The organism is Streptomyces sp. NPDC058674 (assembly GCF_042716505.1).
Taxonomy (GTDB): domain Bacteria; phylum Actinomycetota; class Actinomycetes; order Streptomycetales; family Streptomycetaceae; genus Streptomyces.
In genome coordinates this window covers 24010-38063 of the sequence record NZ_JBHXSC010000048.1, presented here as the reverse complement: position 1 = coordinate 38063, position 14054 = coordinate 24010, and the positions used below count along the sequence as shown (strand labels likewise).

At 69.7% G+C, this 14054-nt stretch carries 9 protein-coding genes, 1 tRNA gene and 1 pseudogene; 8 read left to right on the top strand and 3 right to left on the bottom strand.

All coding sequences use genetic code 11. The annotated features are described in order from the left end of the window. Nucleotides 1–402 precede the first annotated feature (402 nt). Together ACFWU6_RS23180 and ACFWU6_RS23175 are read right to left on the bottom strand one after the other, a co-directional pair. Nucleotides 403–1773 carry a hypothetical protein gene (locus ACFWU6_RS23180; RefSeq protein WP_383982837.1) on the bottom strand — a complete coding sequence of 457 codons (1371 nt, stop codon included), beginning with the start codon at nucleotides 1771–1773 and terminating at the stop codon, nucleotides 403–405. Nucleotides 1774–1957: 184 nt separating this feature from the next. Further along, nucleotides 1958–2092, bottom strand: a complete 135-nt coding sequence (locus tag ACFWU6_RS23175; protein WP_383982836.1) for a hypothetical protein — start codon at nucleotides 2090–2092, stop codon at nucleotides 1958–1960. A 1174-nt stretch (nucleotides 2093–3266) separates the two neighbouring features. Between ACFWU6_RS23175 and ACFWU6_RS23170 the strand changes: the two are divergent. Next, nucleotides 3267–4118: pseudogene (locus tag ACFWU6_RS23170) on the top strand (tyrosine-type recombinase/integrase); the annotation flags it as partial. 213 nt (nucleotides 4119–4331) lie between these two features. Here ACFWU6_RS23170 and ACFWU6_RS23165 read toward each other — a convergent pair. Then, nucleotides 4332–4403: transfer RNA gene (locus ACFWU6_RS23165), tRNA-Arg, on the bottom strand. Nucleotides 4404–4558: 155 nt separating this feature from the next. Between ACFWU6_RS23165 and ACFWU6_RS23160 the strand changes: the two genes are divergently transcribed. From ACFWU6_RS23160 to rho, 7 genes are all read left to right on the top strand, one after another. Then, complete coding sequence (locus ACFWU6_RS23160) at nucleotides 4559–4984, top strand: response regulator (protein ID WP_383982834.1); 426 nt, start codon at nucleotides 4559–4561, stop codon at nucleotides 4982–4984. 94 nt (nucleotides 4985–5078) lie between these two features. After that, on the top strand, nucleotides 5079–6116 hold the full coding sequence (nrtL, locus tag ACFWU6_RS23155) for an ArgS-related anticodon-binding protein NrtL (protein WP_383982832.1): 1038 nt from the start codon (nucleotides 5079–5081) through the stop codon (nucleotides 6114–6116). Nucleotides 6117–6135: 19 nt separating this feature from the next. Then, nucleotides 6136–7527 (top strand): diaminopimelate decarboxylase, encoded by a 1392-nt coding sequence (lysA, locus tag ACFWU6_RS23150; protein ID WP_383803598.1) that lies wholly within the window; start codon nucleotides 6136–6138, stop codon nucleotides 7525–7527. A 124-nt stretch (nucleotides 7528–7651) separates the two neighbouring features. Continuing rightward, a complete protein-coding gene (locus ACFWU6_RS23145; protein ID WP_383982830.1) occupies nucleotides 7652–8956 on the top strand; it encodes a homoserine dehydrogenase in 1305 nt (434 codons plus the stop codon). 6 nt (nucleotides 8957–8962) lie between these two features. Then, nucleotides 8963–10033: a threonine synthase gene (gene thrC / locus ACFWU6_RS23140; RefSeq protein ID WP_383803595.1), complete on the top strand. Its 1071-nt coding sequence runs from the start codon at nucleotides 8963–8965 to the stop codon at nucleotides 10031–10033. Between the two features lie 284 nt (nucleotides 10034–10317). Next, nucleotides 10318–11244 carry a homoserine kinase gene (gene thrB / locus ACFWU6_RS23135; RefSeq protein ID WP_383803593.1) on the top strand — a complete coding sequence of 309 codons (927 nt, stop codon included), beginning with the start codon at nucleotides 10318–10320 and terminating at the stop codon, nucleotides 11242–11244. 449 nt (nucleotides 11245–11693) lie between these two features. Beyond that, on the top strand, nucleotides 11694–13835 hold the full coding sequence (gene rho / locus ACFWU6_RS23130) for a transcription termination factor Rho (protein WP_383803591.1): 2142 nt from the start codon (nucleotides 11694–11696) through the stop codon (nucleotides 13833–13835). Nucleotides 13836–14054 lie beyond the last annotated feature (219 nt).

The window sequence follows — 14054 nt, the reverse complement described above, 5'->3', positions numbered from 1 at the left end:
GCCTGCAATTGGATCCGTGCCTCGCGCTCCGGCGCGAGCTGCCCGCAGGCGCATACGCGAAGACCCCGTTCCCAGCGTTCTCGCTGATGGCGGGGTCTTGGACACACTTGCACAGTGTGCCCCCGGCAGGATTCGAACCTGCGCACACGGCTCCGGCGGCCCCGTGCGGCTCAGGCGTTATCGCTGGTCAGAGCTGTGCAAGACGGCTTCGGGCTGGCGTCAGTCCACGAATGGGCCACATGGCCCGGAGGTCACTCTGGGTCTTGAGAGGCGACTGGACCCTCATCGGAGGCGATCTCTTGGGCGGCCGAGACGTCTCGATGCAGCGGCTCGGACAGGCCGGGGTTTCGGGCACGTGACGCAGACTCCTTTTTGCGGGCATCGATTAGCAGCGCCGTGATTTTAGCGCCGCTGGCTTCCGAAGCGATCGATGCGGCCTTTTCTATTTTTTTCTCTAATGCGAGTGCTGTATTCGTCATCAGTGTAGGCGACTGCTACATAGAACCCCCGCTTTACCTCCTCTGCGACTTGGTATTTGGGAAGTTGAGCGAGGACTCCGTCCCAGAATTTATGGCTGCGCACGAGCTTGATTTCCACGAGGGCCCGTGCAGACCATCCGCGGGAGAACTTGAAGTCGACCGGTCCGCGGCCGGCGTCCGCTTCTCCGCTCAAGTCGATGTTGTTCGCGCGGCAGTAGTGGATCACGGAGCTGCGAAACAGTGCTTGCGAGATTCGTTCTTCGCGCCCGCTCTTCTCGCCCCAGAGGATCTGCCAGCCGTCTTGGTCCTCGATGCCGTGCCTGAAGCAGTCGACGGTCACTTCGACGAATTTCTCAAAGTCGCCTGCATGCTGCGGAACGAAGCTCAGCGGTGACCGTTCAGCCATCTCGCCGCCGGCCTCGTACCAGTGCACGAGCATGTCCGGGTCGTCTTCGATGGAGTAGGCGGGTTTTGGCTGATCCTCAAGGTCTTTTAGGTAAAGGGCTGCAACATCTGGGTTTGCCCGGGCGAGCCTGGCCTTGTCGCGGCGTTCGACATTTCGGGCGATGTCGAACGTCAGGTCGCCCCGAAGCTCCTCGGACATGTTGGACCACGCCCAGGTCCAGAATCCGTCCGGTGTTGCGACGGGAATGCGCCTCAAGAACTTGCTAGGAGTGAGGAGCACCGGCCTATTTATGGAAGGGTTGATAGGGAGTTCGTGCTTTTTGGAGACCCAGCGGCAGTAGTCCTTGCTCCACTCTGCATTAGCCACATCGAATTCGCGCATCGGCACCTGATGTCGTCGGCAGATCTCCTGTGTGTACGAGATGAAGTAGCTTTTCAGGATGTTGCAGGTCATATCGCTGAGGCGGTCGACCCCCATGCCGCCCTGGAAGAGGTTCAGCATTTCCATGTGGGCGACCCGGCTCATTCCCAGTCCGGTCGCAACTTTCACGCCATCGAGCATCTCTTGCTGAAGCCCGGCCCCCGATCCGATTCCCATCGGTGAGCCCTCCGCTACACCGAGGCAAAATTCGTATGGCTCGGGAAAGAGCAGCAGTTTCTGCGCTTGGCGCCAGGACACGGATGTCCGCTTGCCCTTCGATGCCTTGACCAGATCGAACACCATTTCGAAGAAGTCGATCAGGTGGTCGTGTGCTGATGCCCAGTGTCCTTCTGTCTGCTCCCAGATCAGAAAGGGGTCGACGAACAGCTTTGTGTCGGCTGGCATGAACGTGTCGAACCAGTCGTCCTCGGGAGTGGTGGGAATGTTGTAGTACTCGCTGAACCTCATATCGCCCCCCAAAGTGATGTGTCAGCGATTGTCGCAGGCCAAAGAGCTTGCCGAAAGGGTGCGTTGTCCACGCGTCGGGTCAAGCGGGCACGGGCCTGTTCCGGTTCGTAGATCTGTAGAGATCGGCCAGTACCGGCCGTCCTGGTGGCTAAGGGCCCCGACTTACGCCGGGGCCCAGGGTGCGTCAGTCGGCGTAGTCGTGGTAGTCGCGCGGGTCGTAACCGTGGTTGCAGGCGGCGCAGAGGGTGAGGTCCTCGGGATCGTCTGAGTACGGGTTGGGGATGATGCCGCCGTCGCACTGGGAGTTGGAGCAGGCCATGGAGTGCTTCTCCGGTGGGCGCACAAGGTGGAGCGCGCCACTGTGCGAACGACCTTGTGCGCCCACCCAGAACCGTGCTGCCCTCGGGATCAGGGCAGCGGTGCCGACCGGCAGACACCACATCGGCGCCCCCGACCCCCGGCCGGCACTTGGCCGCCGCACGGTACGCACCGGCTAGAAGAGCCAACGGCGTGTGGAAGAAGCGCGACCAGCCCACAGCATCTGCCTGAAACAGTGACGCGCGGCCGAATTCACGCCTAAGCTTCCTCCACCTCCGAAAGGGGACGCCGATGGCAACTCAGCTTGCGCCACTGCTAGGAGTGGCCGGGGTGGTAGTCGCCGCAGCTGCTGGCCCCCTGGTTACAGGAGCGATCCAGAACAGACGCGATGCGCGACTAACCGCGGATCTGACTCGGAACTTTGATCTGTTGGAAAAGCTGAAGGGGTACGAACCTGGCGTTTGGAGTGACGAGATATATCAGCTAGACGCTCTCGTACGAGTCCAGTTGGCAGCAGCTTCGGCACGCCAGAAGGCCTATGTCGAACACCGGCGCAGTTGGGGCAGTCTCGGTGCAGTCTTCATGGTTCTGGCCATCGCAATACCGCTCCTGTGGCTCTTGTCTCTACCGGGAGCCTGGTGGTCGCGGCTGCTCTTTGGCCTCCTGCTGCTGTTGACGCTCATCCTTTGTGGCATTGGGCTTCATCAGACGTTTCGTCCGCCAGAGGATGCACCCCCGGACTCCGACGCTGTATAGCGATCGGCGGCCTCAACCACGACTGCCCCGGCTCCCATCCCGTCTGCCGTCGACCCACACGTGGAGCGGGCGCGGGTCCTGGCGTCCAGGTGGAGCGCCCAACTGGACGAACGACCTGGACGCCAGGACCCGTGTCTGCTCGGCTTGTTTGGGTCGATGGCAGACGGGATGGGAGCCCCACCACGCTCACCACAACGTGCCGGCACCCGCGTACGGCGCCCCCGCCATCCCAGAGTCAGAGCGCCCCCGCCGGAGGCATCGTCTTGACGGGAACTGAGCAGCAGTCCGAGCCACCGCGGCCCTTCCTCCCATCAACCCGAGCCGTAGGCGTGCGGACGGCGGCCGGGCTGGGGCGGGGCGGAGACAGGAGCGCAGGCCCGGGTGACGGGCCGCACGCGCCGCGCGTGCGCGGCGGGTGCCTTGATTCCCTCAAGGTCAAAATGGATGGCACTGCCGCCGTGGCGGAAACAGTGCACCGCAAGCGCCGGACACTCGTGAACGCCATGCACTATGCCGTTGACCTCGGTGAGTTCCAGGAGAACCCGCTGGCCGCATTGCGGTGGCAAAAGCCGAAGGTCGCCAATGACGTGGATCCTCGGGTGGTGGCGAATCCGGAACAGGCGCGTTCTCTGCTCTGTGCGGTTTCCTACATTGGTGGCTATCGCAGAGCACGTGGCAGGCGTCTGGTGGGGCTTTTCGCCGGCATGTACTTCGGGGGCTTCCGGCCGGCGGAAGCCGTGGGCCTGGCTCTGCCGGACCTCACGCTCCCGTCTTCCGGATGGGGTGAGGCGCTGCTTCACCGGTCCCGCCCCAGCGTCGGCAAGCAATGGACCGATTCCGGCGAGAGCCATGACGACCGCGGGCTCAAGAATCGGCCCGCCGAGGAGGTCCGCCGGGTGCCGATCCCGCCGCAGCTGGTCGCCGCGCTACAGGACCACGTCGCCACCTTCGGGACTGCCGAAGACGGTCGGCTGTTTTTCAGCGAGGGCGGGGGAGTGGTGTCGTCCTCCACGTACTACCGAGCCTGGAAGGAGGCACGGGTCCTCGCACTGCCGCCGGCCGTGGTCGCCTCGCCGTTGGCACGACGGCCGTATGACCTGAGGCACTCGGCTCTCTCCACGTGGCTCAACGCCGGCGTCGACCCGACCGAGGTCGCGGCACGGGCGGGCAACAGCGTGGAGGTACTGCTGGGCCGGTACGCGAAGTGCCTCGACGGTCGGCAAGAGGTCGGCAACCGCCGCATCGAGGACCTGCTGCGCGAGTACGAGTAGGAGACGAGCCGCCGCGATCCGAGGCCCCTGGGTAATCCCGGGGGCCTTCGCGTTGTCCGGGCTGACCTGCGAAGTTCCGGTGGGATCCAGGCCGCGAATAGGCCGCACGGGCTGTCATAGGGCTGCGCAGGGCGGCAGTTGGCTGCGCATACGCGAAGACCCCACTCTCAGCGAACTCGCTGATGGCGGGGTCTTTGGGCACTTCCTGCGAAGTGCCCCCGGCAGGATTCGAACCTGCGCACACGGCTCCGGAGGCCGTTGCTCTATCCCCTGAGCTACGGGGGCGCGTCCGCCGACTTGCGGCGACGGGGTGAACACTACCAGCTTCGCCGGGGTGATCAGGAACCGTATTGGCCGGGGTGAGGGGGGTGCGTCGCCCGTGGGGGGTGGAAGTGGCGAAAAGCCGGACGCGGGGGGTCGGGCGGACCTACTCTCGAGTTGTGCCAGGCGTCTCGGGCCGGGTGCTTGTTGTCGACGACAACAAGGTCATCCGGCAGCTGATCAAGGTCAATCTCGAGCTGGAGGGCTTCGAGGTCGTGACCGCGAACGATGGTGTCGAGTGCCTGGACGTCGTGCACCAGGTGTGCCCTGACGTCATCACCCTTGATGTGGTCATGCCCCGGCTGGACGGTTTCGGGGCGGCCGCGCAGTTGCGGGCCGATCCGCGGACGCGGCACCTGCCCGTCGCCATCGTCAGTGCCTGTACGCAGTACGAGGTGGACGCCGGGATCGCCGCCGGGGTGGACGCCTTCATCGCCAAGCCCTTCGAGCCCGCCGAGCTGGTGCGCGTCGTACGGCGGCTCGTCGAGCGTAAGGACCGGCGCGACGACCGGGAGGGGACCCCCGCCGGGAGGGGCAGGGGGTAGGCGCCCCTGGGTTACCGGTCCGTCGTGGCCCCCCCCTGTTCACATGGCGAAACCCTTCGCGGGCCGCCCGGGTGTCTCCCCTAGGCTGGGTCCCGTGAATCCCGCAGACCTCCCTCGTACCGTCGCGCACGCCGTGTGCCGCGCCGTCGAGGACGGGGAGCTGGGTGGTGCCGCCGTGCCCGAACGGGTGGTCGTCGAGCGGACCCGGCCCGGGGGTGTGGGGGAGTACGCCTCGCCCGTCGCCTTCCAGGTGGCCCGGGGCGCCCGGCTGCGTCCCGCCGACGTCGCGGCCGTGCTGGCCCGCCGGCTGAACGGCGTCCCCGGGATCGGGCGGGTCGAGGTCACCGGCCCCGGGTTCGTTAATTTCGTCCTGCCGGCCCTGTCCGCCCCCGAGGTCATCGCCAGTTTGGCGGCCCTGCGCCCGTCCCCCACCCGCCCGACTGCCTTGCGCCCATCCGCCCCGCACCCGACCGCACCCCCTGCCGCCCCCGCCGGCGTCGCCGCCGGGCTGCGCGAGCGGGTCGTGCACGAGGCCGTCGTACGGATCGCGCACACCCAGGGCCCCCGCCAGGACGCCCCGGGAGCCCCCACCCCCGCAGCCCCCGGAGCCCCCGCCCCCGGAGCCCCCGCCCCCGTCGCCCCCGTCCCCCCGCAGGACGGCGACGTCCTCGCCCGCTACGGGAACGACGCCGCCCGCTGGGCCATGCTCGCCGGGCCGGCCCGGGAGGCGCCCGCGTTCTCCGAGCGGCTGCTCGTGCAGGGCGAGGACAACGACTTCTTCCGGGTGCGGTACGCCTTCTCGCGCAGCCGCGCCCTCCTGCGCAACGCCCGTGACCTGGGCTTCACCCCCGCCGTCGGGGAGGTGGACGACGCCCGCGCGCTGCTGCGCCCCCTCGCCGACCACCCCCTGGTCCTGGAGGCCGCCGCGCACCACCGCGCGCCCGAGCGCCTCGCCCGGCACCTCGTCGAGCTGTCCGACGCGCTCCTCGACTTCCAGTACCGCGTCCTGCCCCAGGGGGACGAGAAACCCTCGGCCGCCCACCGCGCCCGGCTGGCCCTTGCCGAAGCCGCCGGGACGGTGCTGGCCGGCGGCCTGTCCCTCCTCGGCATAGACGCACCTGAACGCCTGTGACCTGCGAAGAGAGATACCGATGAGCCGTTCCGCGCACCCCGCCGGGCCCCGCCACGCCGACGTCCTGCCCGAGGGGCACTACTCCCCGCCCGCCGCCGACCTGAACGTCCTCGACGAGAAGGTCTGGGCCCGGACCGTCCGGCGGAACGCGGACGGGGTCGCCGTCGTCGGCGGGATCGAAGTGACCCGGCTCGCCGAGGAGTTCGGGACCCCCGCCTACGTCCTCGACGAGGAGGACTTCCGGGCCCGCTGCCGTGCCTGGGCGCACGCCTTCGGCAAGGAGGCCGACGTCTTCTACGCGGGCAAGGCGTTCCTGTCCAAGGCCGTCGTGAAGTGGCTCCGGGAGGAGGGGCTTAACCTCGACGTCTGCTCCCCCGGCGAGCTGACCACCGCGCTCGCCGCCGAGATGCCCGCCGCGCGCATCGCCTACCACGGCAACAACAAGACCGCGGACGAGATCCGGCGGGCCATCGGGGCCGGCGTGGGGCGCATCGTCCTCGACTCCTTCCAGGAGATCGCCCGCGTCGCGCACATCGCCCGCGAGCTGGGCGTGCGCCAGCCCGTGCAGATCCGCGTCACGGTGGGCGTCGAGGCCCACACCCACGAGTTCATCGCGACCGCGCACGAGGACCAGAAGTTCGGCATCGCCGTGGCCGACGGGTCCGCCGCCGAGGCCGTCCGGCGCACGCTGGGCCACGACAGCCTGGAGCTGCTCGGCATCCACTCCCACATCGGGTCGCAGATCTTCGACATGGCCGGCTTCGAGGTGTCCGCCAAGCGGGTCGTCCGGCTGCTGGCCGCGGTCCGCGACGAGCACGGCGTCGAACTGCCCGAGATCGACCTCGGCGGCGGCCTCGGCATCGCGTACACCTCGGACGACGACCCGAGCGAGCCGCACGAGATCGCCAAGTCCCTCACCGAGATCGTGGCGCGCGAGTGCGAGAGCGCCGGCCTGCGCGCCCCGCGGATCTCGGTCGAGCCCGGACGGGCGATCGTCGGGCCGACCGCCTTCACCCTCTACGAGGTCGGGACGATCAAGCCGCTGGAGGGCCTGCGGACTTACGTGTCGGTCGACGGGGGCATGTCCGACAACATCCGGACGGCCCTCTACGACGCCGAGTACTCCATCGCGCTGGTCTCCCGCACCTCCGACGCCCCGCCCATGCTGGTCCGCGTCGTCGGCAAGCACTGCGAGAGCGGTGACATCGTGGTCAAGGACGCGTTCCTGCCCGCAGACCTCGCCCCCGGCGACCTCGTCGCCGTGCCGGCGACCGGCGCGTACTGCCGCTCCATGGCCAGCAACTACAACCACGCGCTGCGTCCGCCGGTCGTCGCCGTGCGTGACGGAGCGGCCCGGGTGATCGTCCGCCGCGAGACGGAGGAAGATCTCCTGCGTCTCGACCTCGGATGATGAAATAGGTGTCTCACTCAATGGACCGAGGATGGAAACTGCTGTCCATTGAGTGAGACTGGTTCACAACCGGCGTGCAACCCGCGCGCGGGTCGGCGATGGAAGACCGAAAGGCGTAGGTCGAATGATGCGTACGCGTCCGCTGAAGGTGGCGCTGCTGGGCTGTGGAGTGGTCGGCTCAGAGGTGGCGCGCATCATGACGACGCACGCCGACGACCTCGCGCAGAGGATCGGCGCGCCCGTCGAGCTCGCGGGTGTGGCCGTACGCCGCCCCTCCAAGGTGCGCGAGGGCATCGACCCCGCACTGGTCACCGCCGACGCCACCGCCCTGCTCAAACGCGGTGACATCGACGTCGTGGTCGAGGTCATCGGCGGGATCGAGCCGGCCCGCACCCTGATCACCACCGCCTTCGAGAACGGCGCGTCCGTCGTCTCGGCCAACAAGGCGCTGCTGGCCCAGGACGGCGCCGCGCTGCACGCCGCCGCCGAGAAGCACGGGCTCGACCTCTACTACGAGGCCGCCGTCGCCGGCGCCATCCCGCTGGTCCGCCCGATGCGCGAGTCCCTCGCGGGCGACAAGATCAACCGCGTGATGGGCATCGTCAACGGCACGACGAACTTCATCCTCGACAAGATGGACTCCACCGGCGCCGGGTACCAGGAGGCGCTCGACGAGGCCACCGCCCTCGGCTACGCCGAGGCAGACCCCACCGCCGACGTCGAGGGCTACGACGCCGCCGCCAAGGCCGCGATCCTCGCCGGGATCGCCTTCCACACCCGGGTCCGCCTCGACGACGTCTACCGCGAGGGCATGACGGAGGTCAGCGCCGCCGACTTCGCGTCCGCCAAGCGGATGGGCTGCACCATCAAGCTCCTGGCGATCCTGGAGCGCGCCGCCGACGGCCGGTCCGTCACCGCGCGCGTGCACCCGGCGATGATCCCGCTCACGCACCCGCTCGCCTCCGTCCGTGAGGCGTACAACGCGGTATTCGTCGAGGCAGAGGCCGCCGGGCGGCTGATGTTCTACGGGCCCGGCGCGGGCGGTTCCCCGACCGCGTCCGCGGTCCTCGGGGACCTGGTCGCCGTCTGCCGCAACAAGCTCGCCGAGGCAACGGGGCCGGGCGAGTCGGCGTACAGCCAGCTGCCGGTCAGCGCCATGGGCGAGGTCGTGACCCGCTACCACATCAGCCTCGACGTGGCGGACAAGCCGGGCGTCCTCGCCCAGGTGGCGACCACGTTCGCCGAGCACGGCGTATCGATCGATACGGTACGACAGCAAGGACGTCCGGACGGGGTCGGCAACGGGGCCTCCCTCGTGGTCGTCACTCACCGTGCGCCCGACGCGGCCCTCTCCGGGACCGTCGAGGCGCTGCGGAAGCTGGACACCGTCCGCGGTGTCGCCAGCACCATGCGCGTTGAAGGGGAGTAAGGGCCCATGAGCAGCAATCGCACCCACCAGTGGCGCGGCATCATCGAGGAGTACCGGGACCGCCTGCCGGTGACCGACACGACTCCCGTGGTCACGCTCCGCGAGGGTGGTACTCCCCTCGTCCCCGCACAGGTGCTCTCCGAGCGCACCGGCTGCGAGGTGCACCTGAAGGTCGAGGGGGCGAACCCCACCGGGTCCTTCAAGGACCGCGGCATGACCATGGCGATCACCCGGGCCAAGGAGGAGGGCGCCAAGGCGGTCATCTGCGCCTCCACGGGCAACACCTCGGCCTCCGCCGCCGCGTACGCGGTGCGCGCCGGGATGGTCTGCGCGGTCCTCGTGCCCCGCGGCAAGATCGCGCTGGGCAAGATGGGCCAGGCCCTGGTGCACGGAGCCAAGATCCTCCAGGTGGACGGCAACTTCGACGACTGCCTCGACCTGGCGCGCGCGCTGTCCGACAACTACCCGGTGGCGCTGGTCAATTCGGTCAACCCGGTGCGCATCGAGGGCCAGAAGACGGCCGCGTTCGAGATCGTCGACGCCCTCGGCGACGCTCCCGACATCCACGTGCTGCCCGTCGGCAACGCCGGCAACATCACCGCGTACTGGAAGGGCTTCAAGGAGTACAAGGCCGACGGCCTGGCCACCCGTACGCCCCGCGTGTGGGGTTTCCAGGCTTCCGGGTCCGCGCCCATCGTGCGCGGCGAGGTCGTCAAGGAGCCGCACACCATCGCCACCGCGATCCGCATCGGCAACCCGGCCTCCTGGGACTTCGCGCTCGCCGCGCGCGAGGAGTCGGGCGGCTTCATCGACGAGGTCACGGACCGTCAGATCCTGGCGGCCTACCGGCTGTTGGCCGCCCAGGAGGGTGTCTTCGTCGAGCCTGCCTCGGCCGCATCGGTGGCCGGCCTGCTCAAGGCCGCCGAGCTCGGCCTGGTCGACCCGGGCCAGAGGATCGTGTGCACCGTCACCGGCAACGGCCTGAAGGACCCCGACTGGGCCGTCGCGGGCGCTCCGCAGCCCATCACCATTCCGGTGGACGCCGAGGCCGCGGCCATCCGGCTCGGCCTGGTCTGACGCTCCGCCCGAGGCCGGGTTCCGGGGGCCGCAAGGTCCCCGGAACCCGGCAACTCACCCCGTACGACGACAAAAGTCCCGGCGAGGGCCGCGACACGCATCGTGCGCCTCCTGTGCGCCCTATGTCGCGAGAGAACCTTCCTTCGATACGCTGTACCCACATCCGCCACCGCGCATATGACTTGCGGTGCTGCCCCGGGGGCCTTCGGGTGTCGTACGTTCTCCAGTACATTCGCAGCGAGCCAGCGTAGATCTCGCACAGTCACAAGGAGTGTCATCGGACGATGGCCGGTCCAGCGTTCCGCGCCGCCGCCGTACGGGTGCGCGTCCCCGCCAGCAGTGCCAACCTCGGCCCGGGCTTCGACGCCCTGGGCCTGGCCCTGGGGCTCTACGACGACGTCGTCGTCCGCGTGGCCGATTCCGGCCTGCACATCGACATCGCGGGTGAGGGTGCCGACAACCTCCCGCGGGACGAGCGCCACCTGCTCGTACGCTCCATGCGCACCGCCTTCGACCTGCTGGGCGGACAGCCGCGCGGCCTCGAGGTCGTCTGCGCCAACCGCATCCCGCACGGCCGCGGCCTCGGCTCCTCCTCCGCCGCGATCTGCGCGGGCATCGTCGCCGCCCGCGCCGTGACGATAGGCGGCGAGGCCAGGCTCGACGACGCGGCGCTGCTGGAGCTCGCCACCGAGATCGAGGGCCACCCCGACAACGTCGCCGCCTGTCTGCTCGGCGGGTTCACCCTGGCGTGGATGGACGGGGGCAGTGCCAAGGCGATCCGGATGGAGCCCGCCGATTCCGTCGTTCCGGTGGTGTTCGTCCCCTCCAAGCCGGTGCTGACGGAGACCGCGCGCGGCCTGCTGCCGCGTGCCGTCCCCCACGTGGACGCCGCTGTGAACGCCGGTCGTGCGGCGCTGCTCGTGGAGGCCCTGACCAGGCGTCCCGAGCTGCTGCTGCCGGCCACCGAGGACCGGCTCCACCAGGACTACCGGTCGCCGGCGATGCCCGAGAGCGTGGCACTCGTCGCACGGCTGCGGGCGGACGGCATCCCCGCGGTGATCTCCGGCGCGGGCCCCACGGTCCTGGCGCTGGTCGACAACGGCGCGGCCGACAAGGTCGCGCAGCTCGCGGGCGAGGGGTGGGCCGCGAACCGGCTCGCCCTCGACGCCGCGGGCGCGAGCGTGCTTCCCCTGGGCACCCAGGGGGGCTAGGCCGTGTCGTCGCAGACGCGGCCGGTCGGGAGCGGGCGGTCAGGGCAGGCCGCACGCGCCCGAGGGGCGCTTTCGCCGGTGATCGAGAGGGGGAATATCTGTTGGATCCGGTAGTGTTAGTCTCAAGTGCGCATCCGAAGCCGCAATGGCTCGGTGCTCAGTGTCCCCACTCGGGACCACCTTTTCTCCGGGAGCCTCCCCGACTGCTTTGATCACTTCCAGCAGTTTCGAGCACGCTCCGGAATCGGCGTGACTTTCCCACGCTTCCAGCTCGGGGGCTTCTCGCCGGAACCACCCACGCACTTGCACGTTTCTCTCCGCCGTATCTCTATCGGCGGGCCATCGCCCCGGCTGCGGTCCACGACCCAACAGGTAATGGACTGCCGTCGGACAGCACAACCGGTCGCCGAGCCAGACAGGCCGACGCCCGCTCCAGGGAAGGACCCTTCGTGAGCGACACCACCGATCTGATGGGCGCTGCCGACACCTCGGTCGACGCCAGTGCCCCCGCCGCGGGCGCCGCACCCAAGCGCCGCCGCACGGGCACCGGCCTCGACGGCATGGTCCTCGCCGAGCTGCAGCAGGTCGCGTCCGGCCTCGGCATCAGGGGCACCGCGCGGATGCGCAAGAGCCAGCTGATCGAGGTCATCAAGGAGGCGCAGGCGGGCAGCAGTGCCCCGAAGGCCGCGTCCTCCGCGCCCGCGGGCGCCGCCGACACCGCCGAGGCCAAGCCGAAGCGCCGTGCCACCAGCAAGACCCGTACGGCTGCCGCCGATGACGCCCAGACGGGCGGGGCCGCCGTCGAGGCGCCCGCCGAGAAGCCTGCCGCGCAGGCGCAGATCGAGATCCCGGGCCAGCCGGCCAGCGAGGACGCCCCGGTCGGCGAGCGCCGCCGCCGCCGGGCCACGGCCCCCTCCGGCAGCCCCGAGTCCACCGCCCCCGCCGCCGTGCAGGTCGAGCAGAAGACCGGGGCGGTCAGGGCCGAGGCCCCCGTCGCGGTCGCACCGCAGGCCGACGCCCGGCCGGACACGGCCACCGCCGGCTCCGCGCAGGGCCAGGACGGCGAGGGTCGCGGCCGTCGCGACCGCCGCGACCGCGGTGAGCGCGGTGAGCGCGGCGAGCGCCAGCGCGACCGCCGGGACCGCGGCGCCAAGGCCGATGACCAGGGCCAGGGCGGCCAGGGTCAGGGCGGCGGCCAGGGCCAGGCCGGTCAGGGCCAGGGCGGCCGCCAGGACCGTGCCGAGCGCGGCGACCGCCAGCAGCAGGGCGGCCGCGGCCAGGGACAGGGCCAGAACCAGGGCCAGCAGGGTCGCCAGGACCGCCAGGACAACGGCCCGCAGGACGACTTCGACGAGGACGGCCGGCGCGGTCGGCGCGGCCGCTACCGCGACCGCCGCGGCCGCCGCGGCCGCGACGAGTTCGCTCCGGCCGAGCCGCAGGTCGCCGACGACGACGTGCTGATCCCCGTCGCGGGCATCCTCGACATCCTCGACAACTACGCGTTCATCCGGACCTCGGGCTACCTGCCCGGCCCCAACGACGTGTACGTCTCCCTCGCGCAGGTCCGCAAGGCCGGGCTCCGCAAGGGCGACCACACCACCGGTGCCGTGCGCCAGCCCAAGGACGGCGAGCGCCGCGAGAAGTTCAACGCCCTCGTGCGGCTGGACTCCGTCAACGGCATGGCGCCCGAATCCGGCCGCGGCCGCCCGGAGTTCCAGAAGCTGACCCCGCTGTACCCGCAGGACCGGCTCCGCCTGGAGACCGACCCGGGCGTGCTGACCACCCGCATCATCGACCTCGTGTCGCCGATCGGAAAGGGCCAGCGCGGTCTGATCGTGGCCCCGCCGAAGACCGGCAAGACCATGATCATGCAGGCGATCGCCAACGCGATCACCGTCAACAACCCCGAGTGCCACCTGATGGTCGTCCTGGTCGACGAGCGTCCGGAAGAGGTCACCGACATGCAGCGGTCGGTCAAGGGCGAGGTCATCTCCTCGACCTTCGACCGCCCGGCCGAGGACCACACCACCGTCGCCGAGCTGGCCATCGAGCGCGCCAAGCGCCTCGTCGAGCTGGGTCACGACGTGGTCGTCCTGCTGGACTCCATCACCCGTCTGGGCCGCGCGTACAACCTCGCGGCGCCCGCCTCCGGCCGCATCCTGTCCGGTGGTGTCGACTCGACCGCGCTGTACCCGCCGAAGCGCTTCTTCGGTGCCGCGCGCAACATCGAGGACGGCGGCTCGCTGACCATCCTGGCCACCGCGCTGGTCGACACCGGCTCGCGCATGGACGAGGTGATCTTCGAGGAGTTCAAGGGCACCGGCAACATGGAGCTCAAGCTCGACCGCAAGCTCGCCGACAAGCGCATCTTCCCGGCCGTCGACGTCGACCCGTCGGGCACCCGCAAGGAGGAGATCCTCCTCAACGCGGAGGAGCTCGCCATCGTCTGGAAGCTGCGCCGGGTGCTGCACGCGCTCGACTCGCAGCAGGCGATCGAGCTGCTGCTCGACAAGATGAAGCAGACGAAGTCGAACGCCGAGTTCCTGATGCAGATCGCGAAGACGACCCCGTCGGGCAAGAACGACGACTGACGTCCCACCGGTCCCATGCATCACCGCAGCCGCCCCCGTCGCATCCGTGACGGGGGCGGCTGTGCGTCGTACGGGCCGGGTGCGACCTTCACCACACCGTGCATCCGGCCGAGCCGACGGCCGCCGGACCGCATCTGCGGGCAAACCTGCAGGTGGGGGTGGTACTACACGGGAAGCGCGTCCGAAGGCGCCGCGTACGGCGCGGACCGCGGGGCACCC

Coding starts and splice junctions, on each gene's coding strand:
- ACFWU6_RS23180 (WP_383982837.1), bottom strand. CDS start 1,773: ATGAGGTTCAGCGAGTACTACAACATTCCCACCACTCCCGAGGACGAC.
- ACFWU6_RS23175 (WP_383982836.1), bottom strand. CDS start 2,092: ATGGCCTGCTCCAACTCCCAGTGCGACGGCGGCATCATCCCCAACCCG.
- lysA (WP_383803598.1), top strand. CDS start 6,136: ATGAGCCGTTCCGCGCACCCCGCCGGGCCCCGCCACGCCGACGTCCTG.
- ACFWU6_RS23145 (WP_383982830.1), top strand. CDS start 7,652: ATGATGCGTACGCGTCCGCTGAAGGTGGCGCTGCTGGGCTGTGGAGTG.
- thrC (WP_383803595.1), top strand. CDS start 8,963: ATGAGCAGCAATCGCACCCACCAGTGGCGCGGCATCATCGAGGAGTAC.
- thrB (WP_383803593.1), top strand. CDS start 10,318: ATGGCCGGTCCAGCGTTCCGCGCCGCCGCCGTACGGGTGCGCGTCCCC.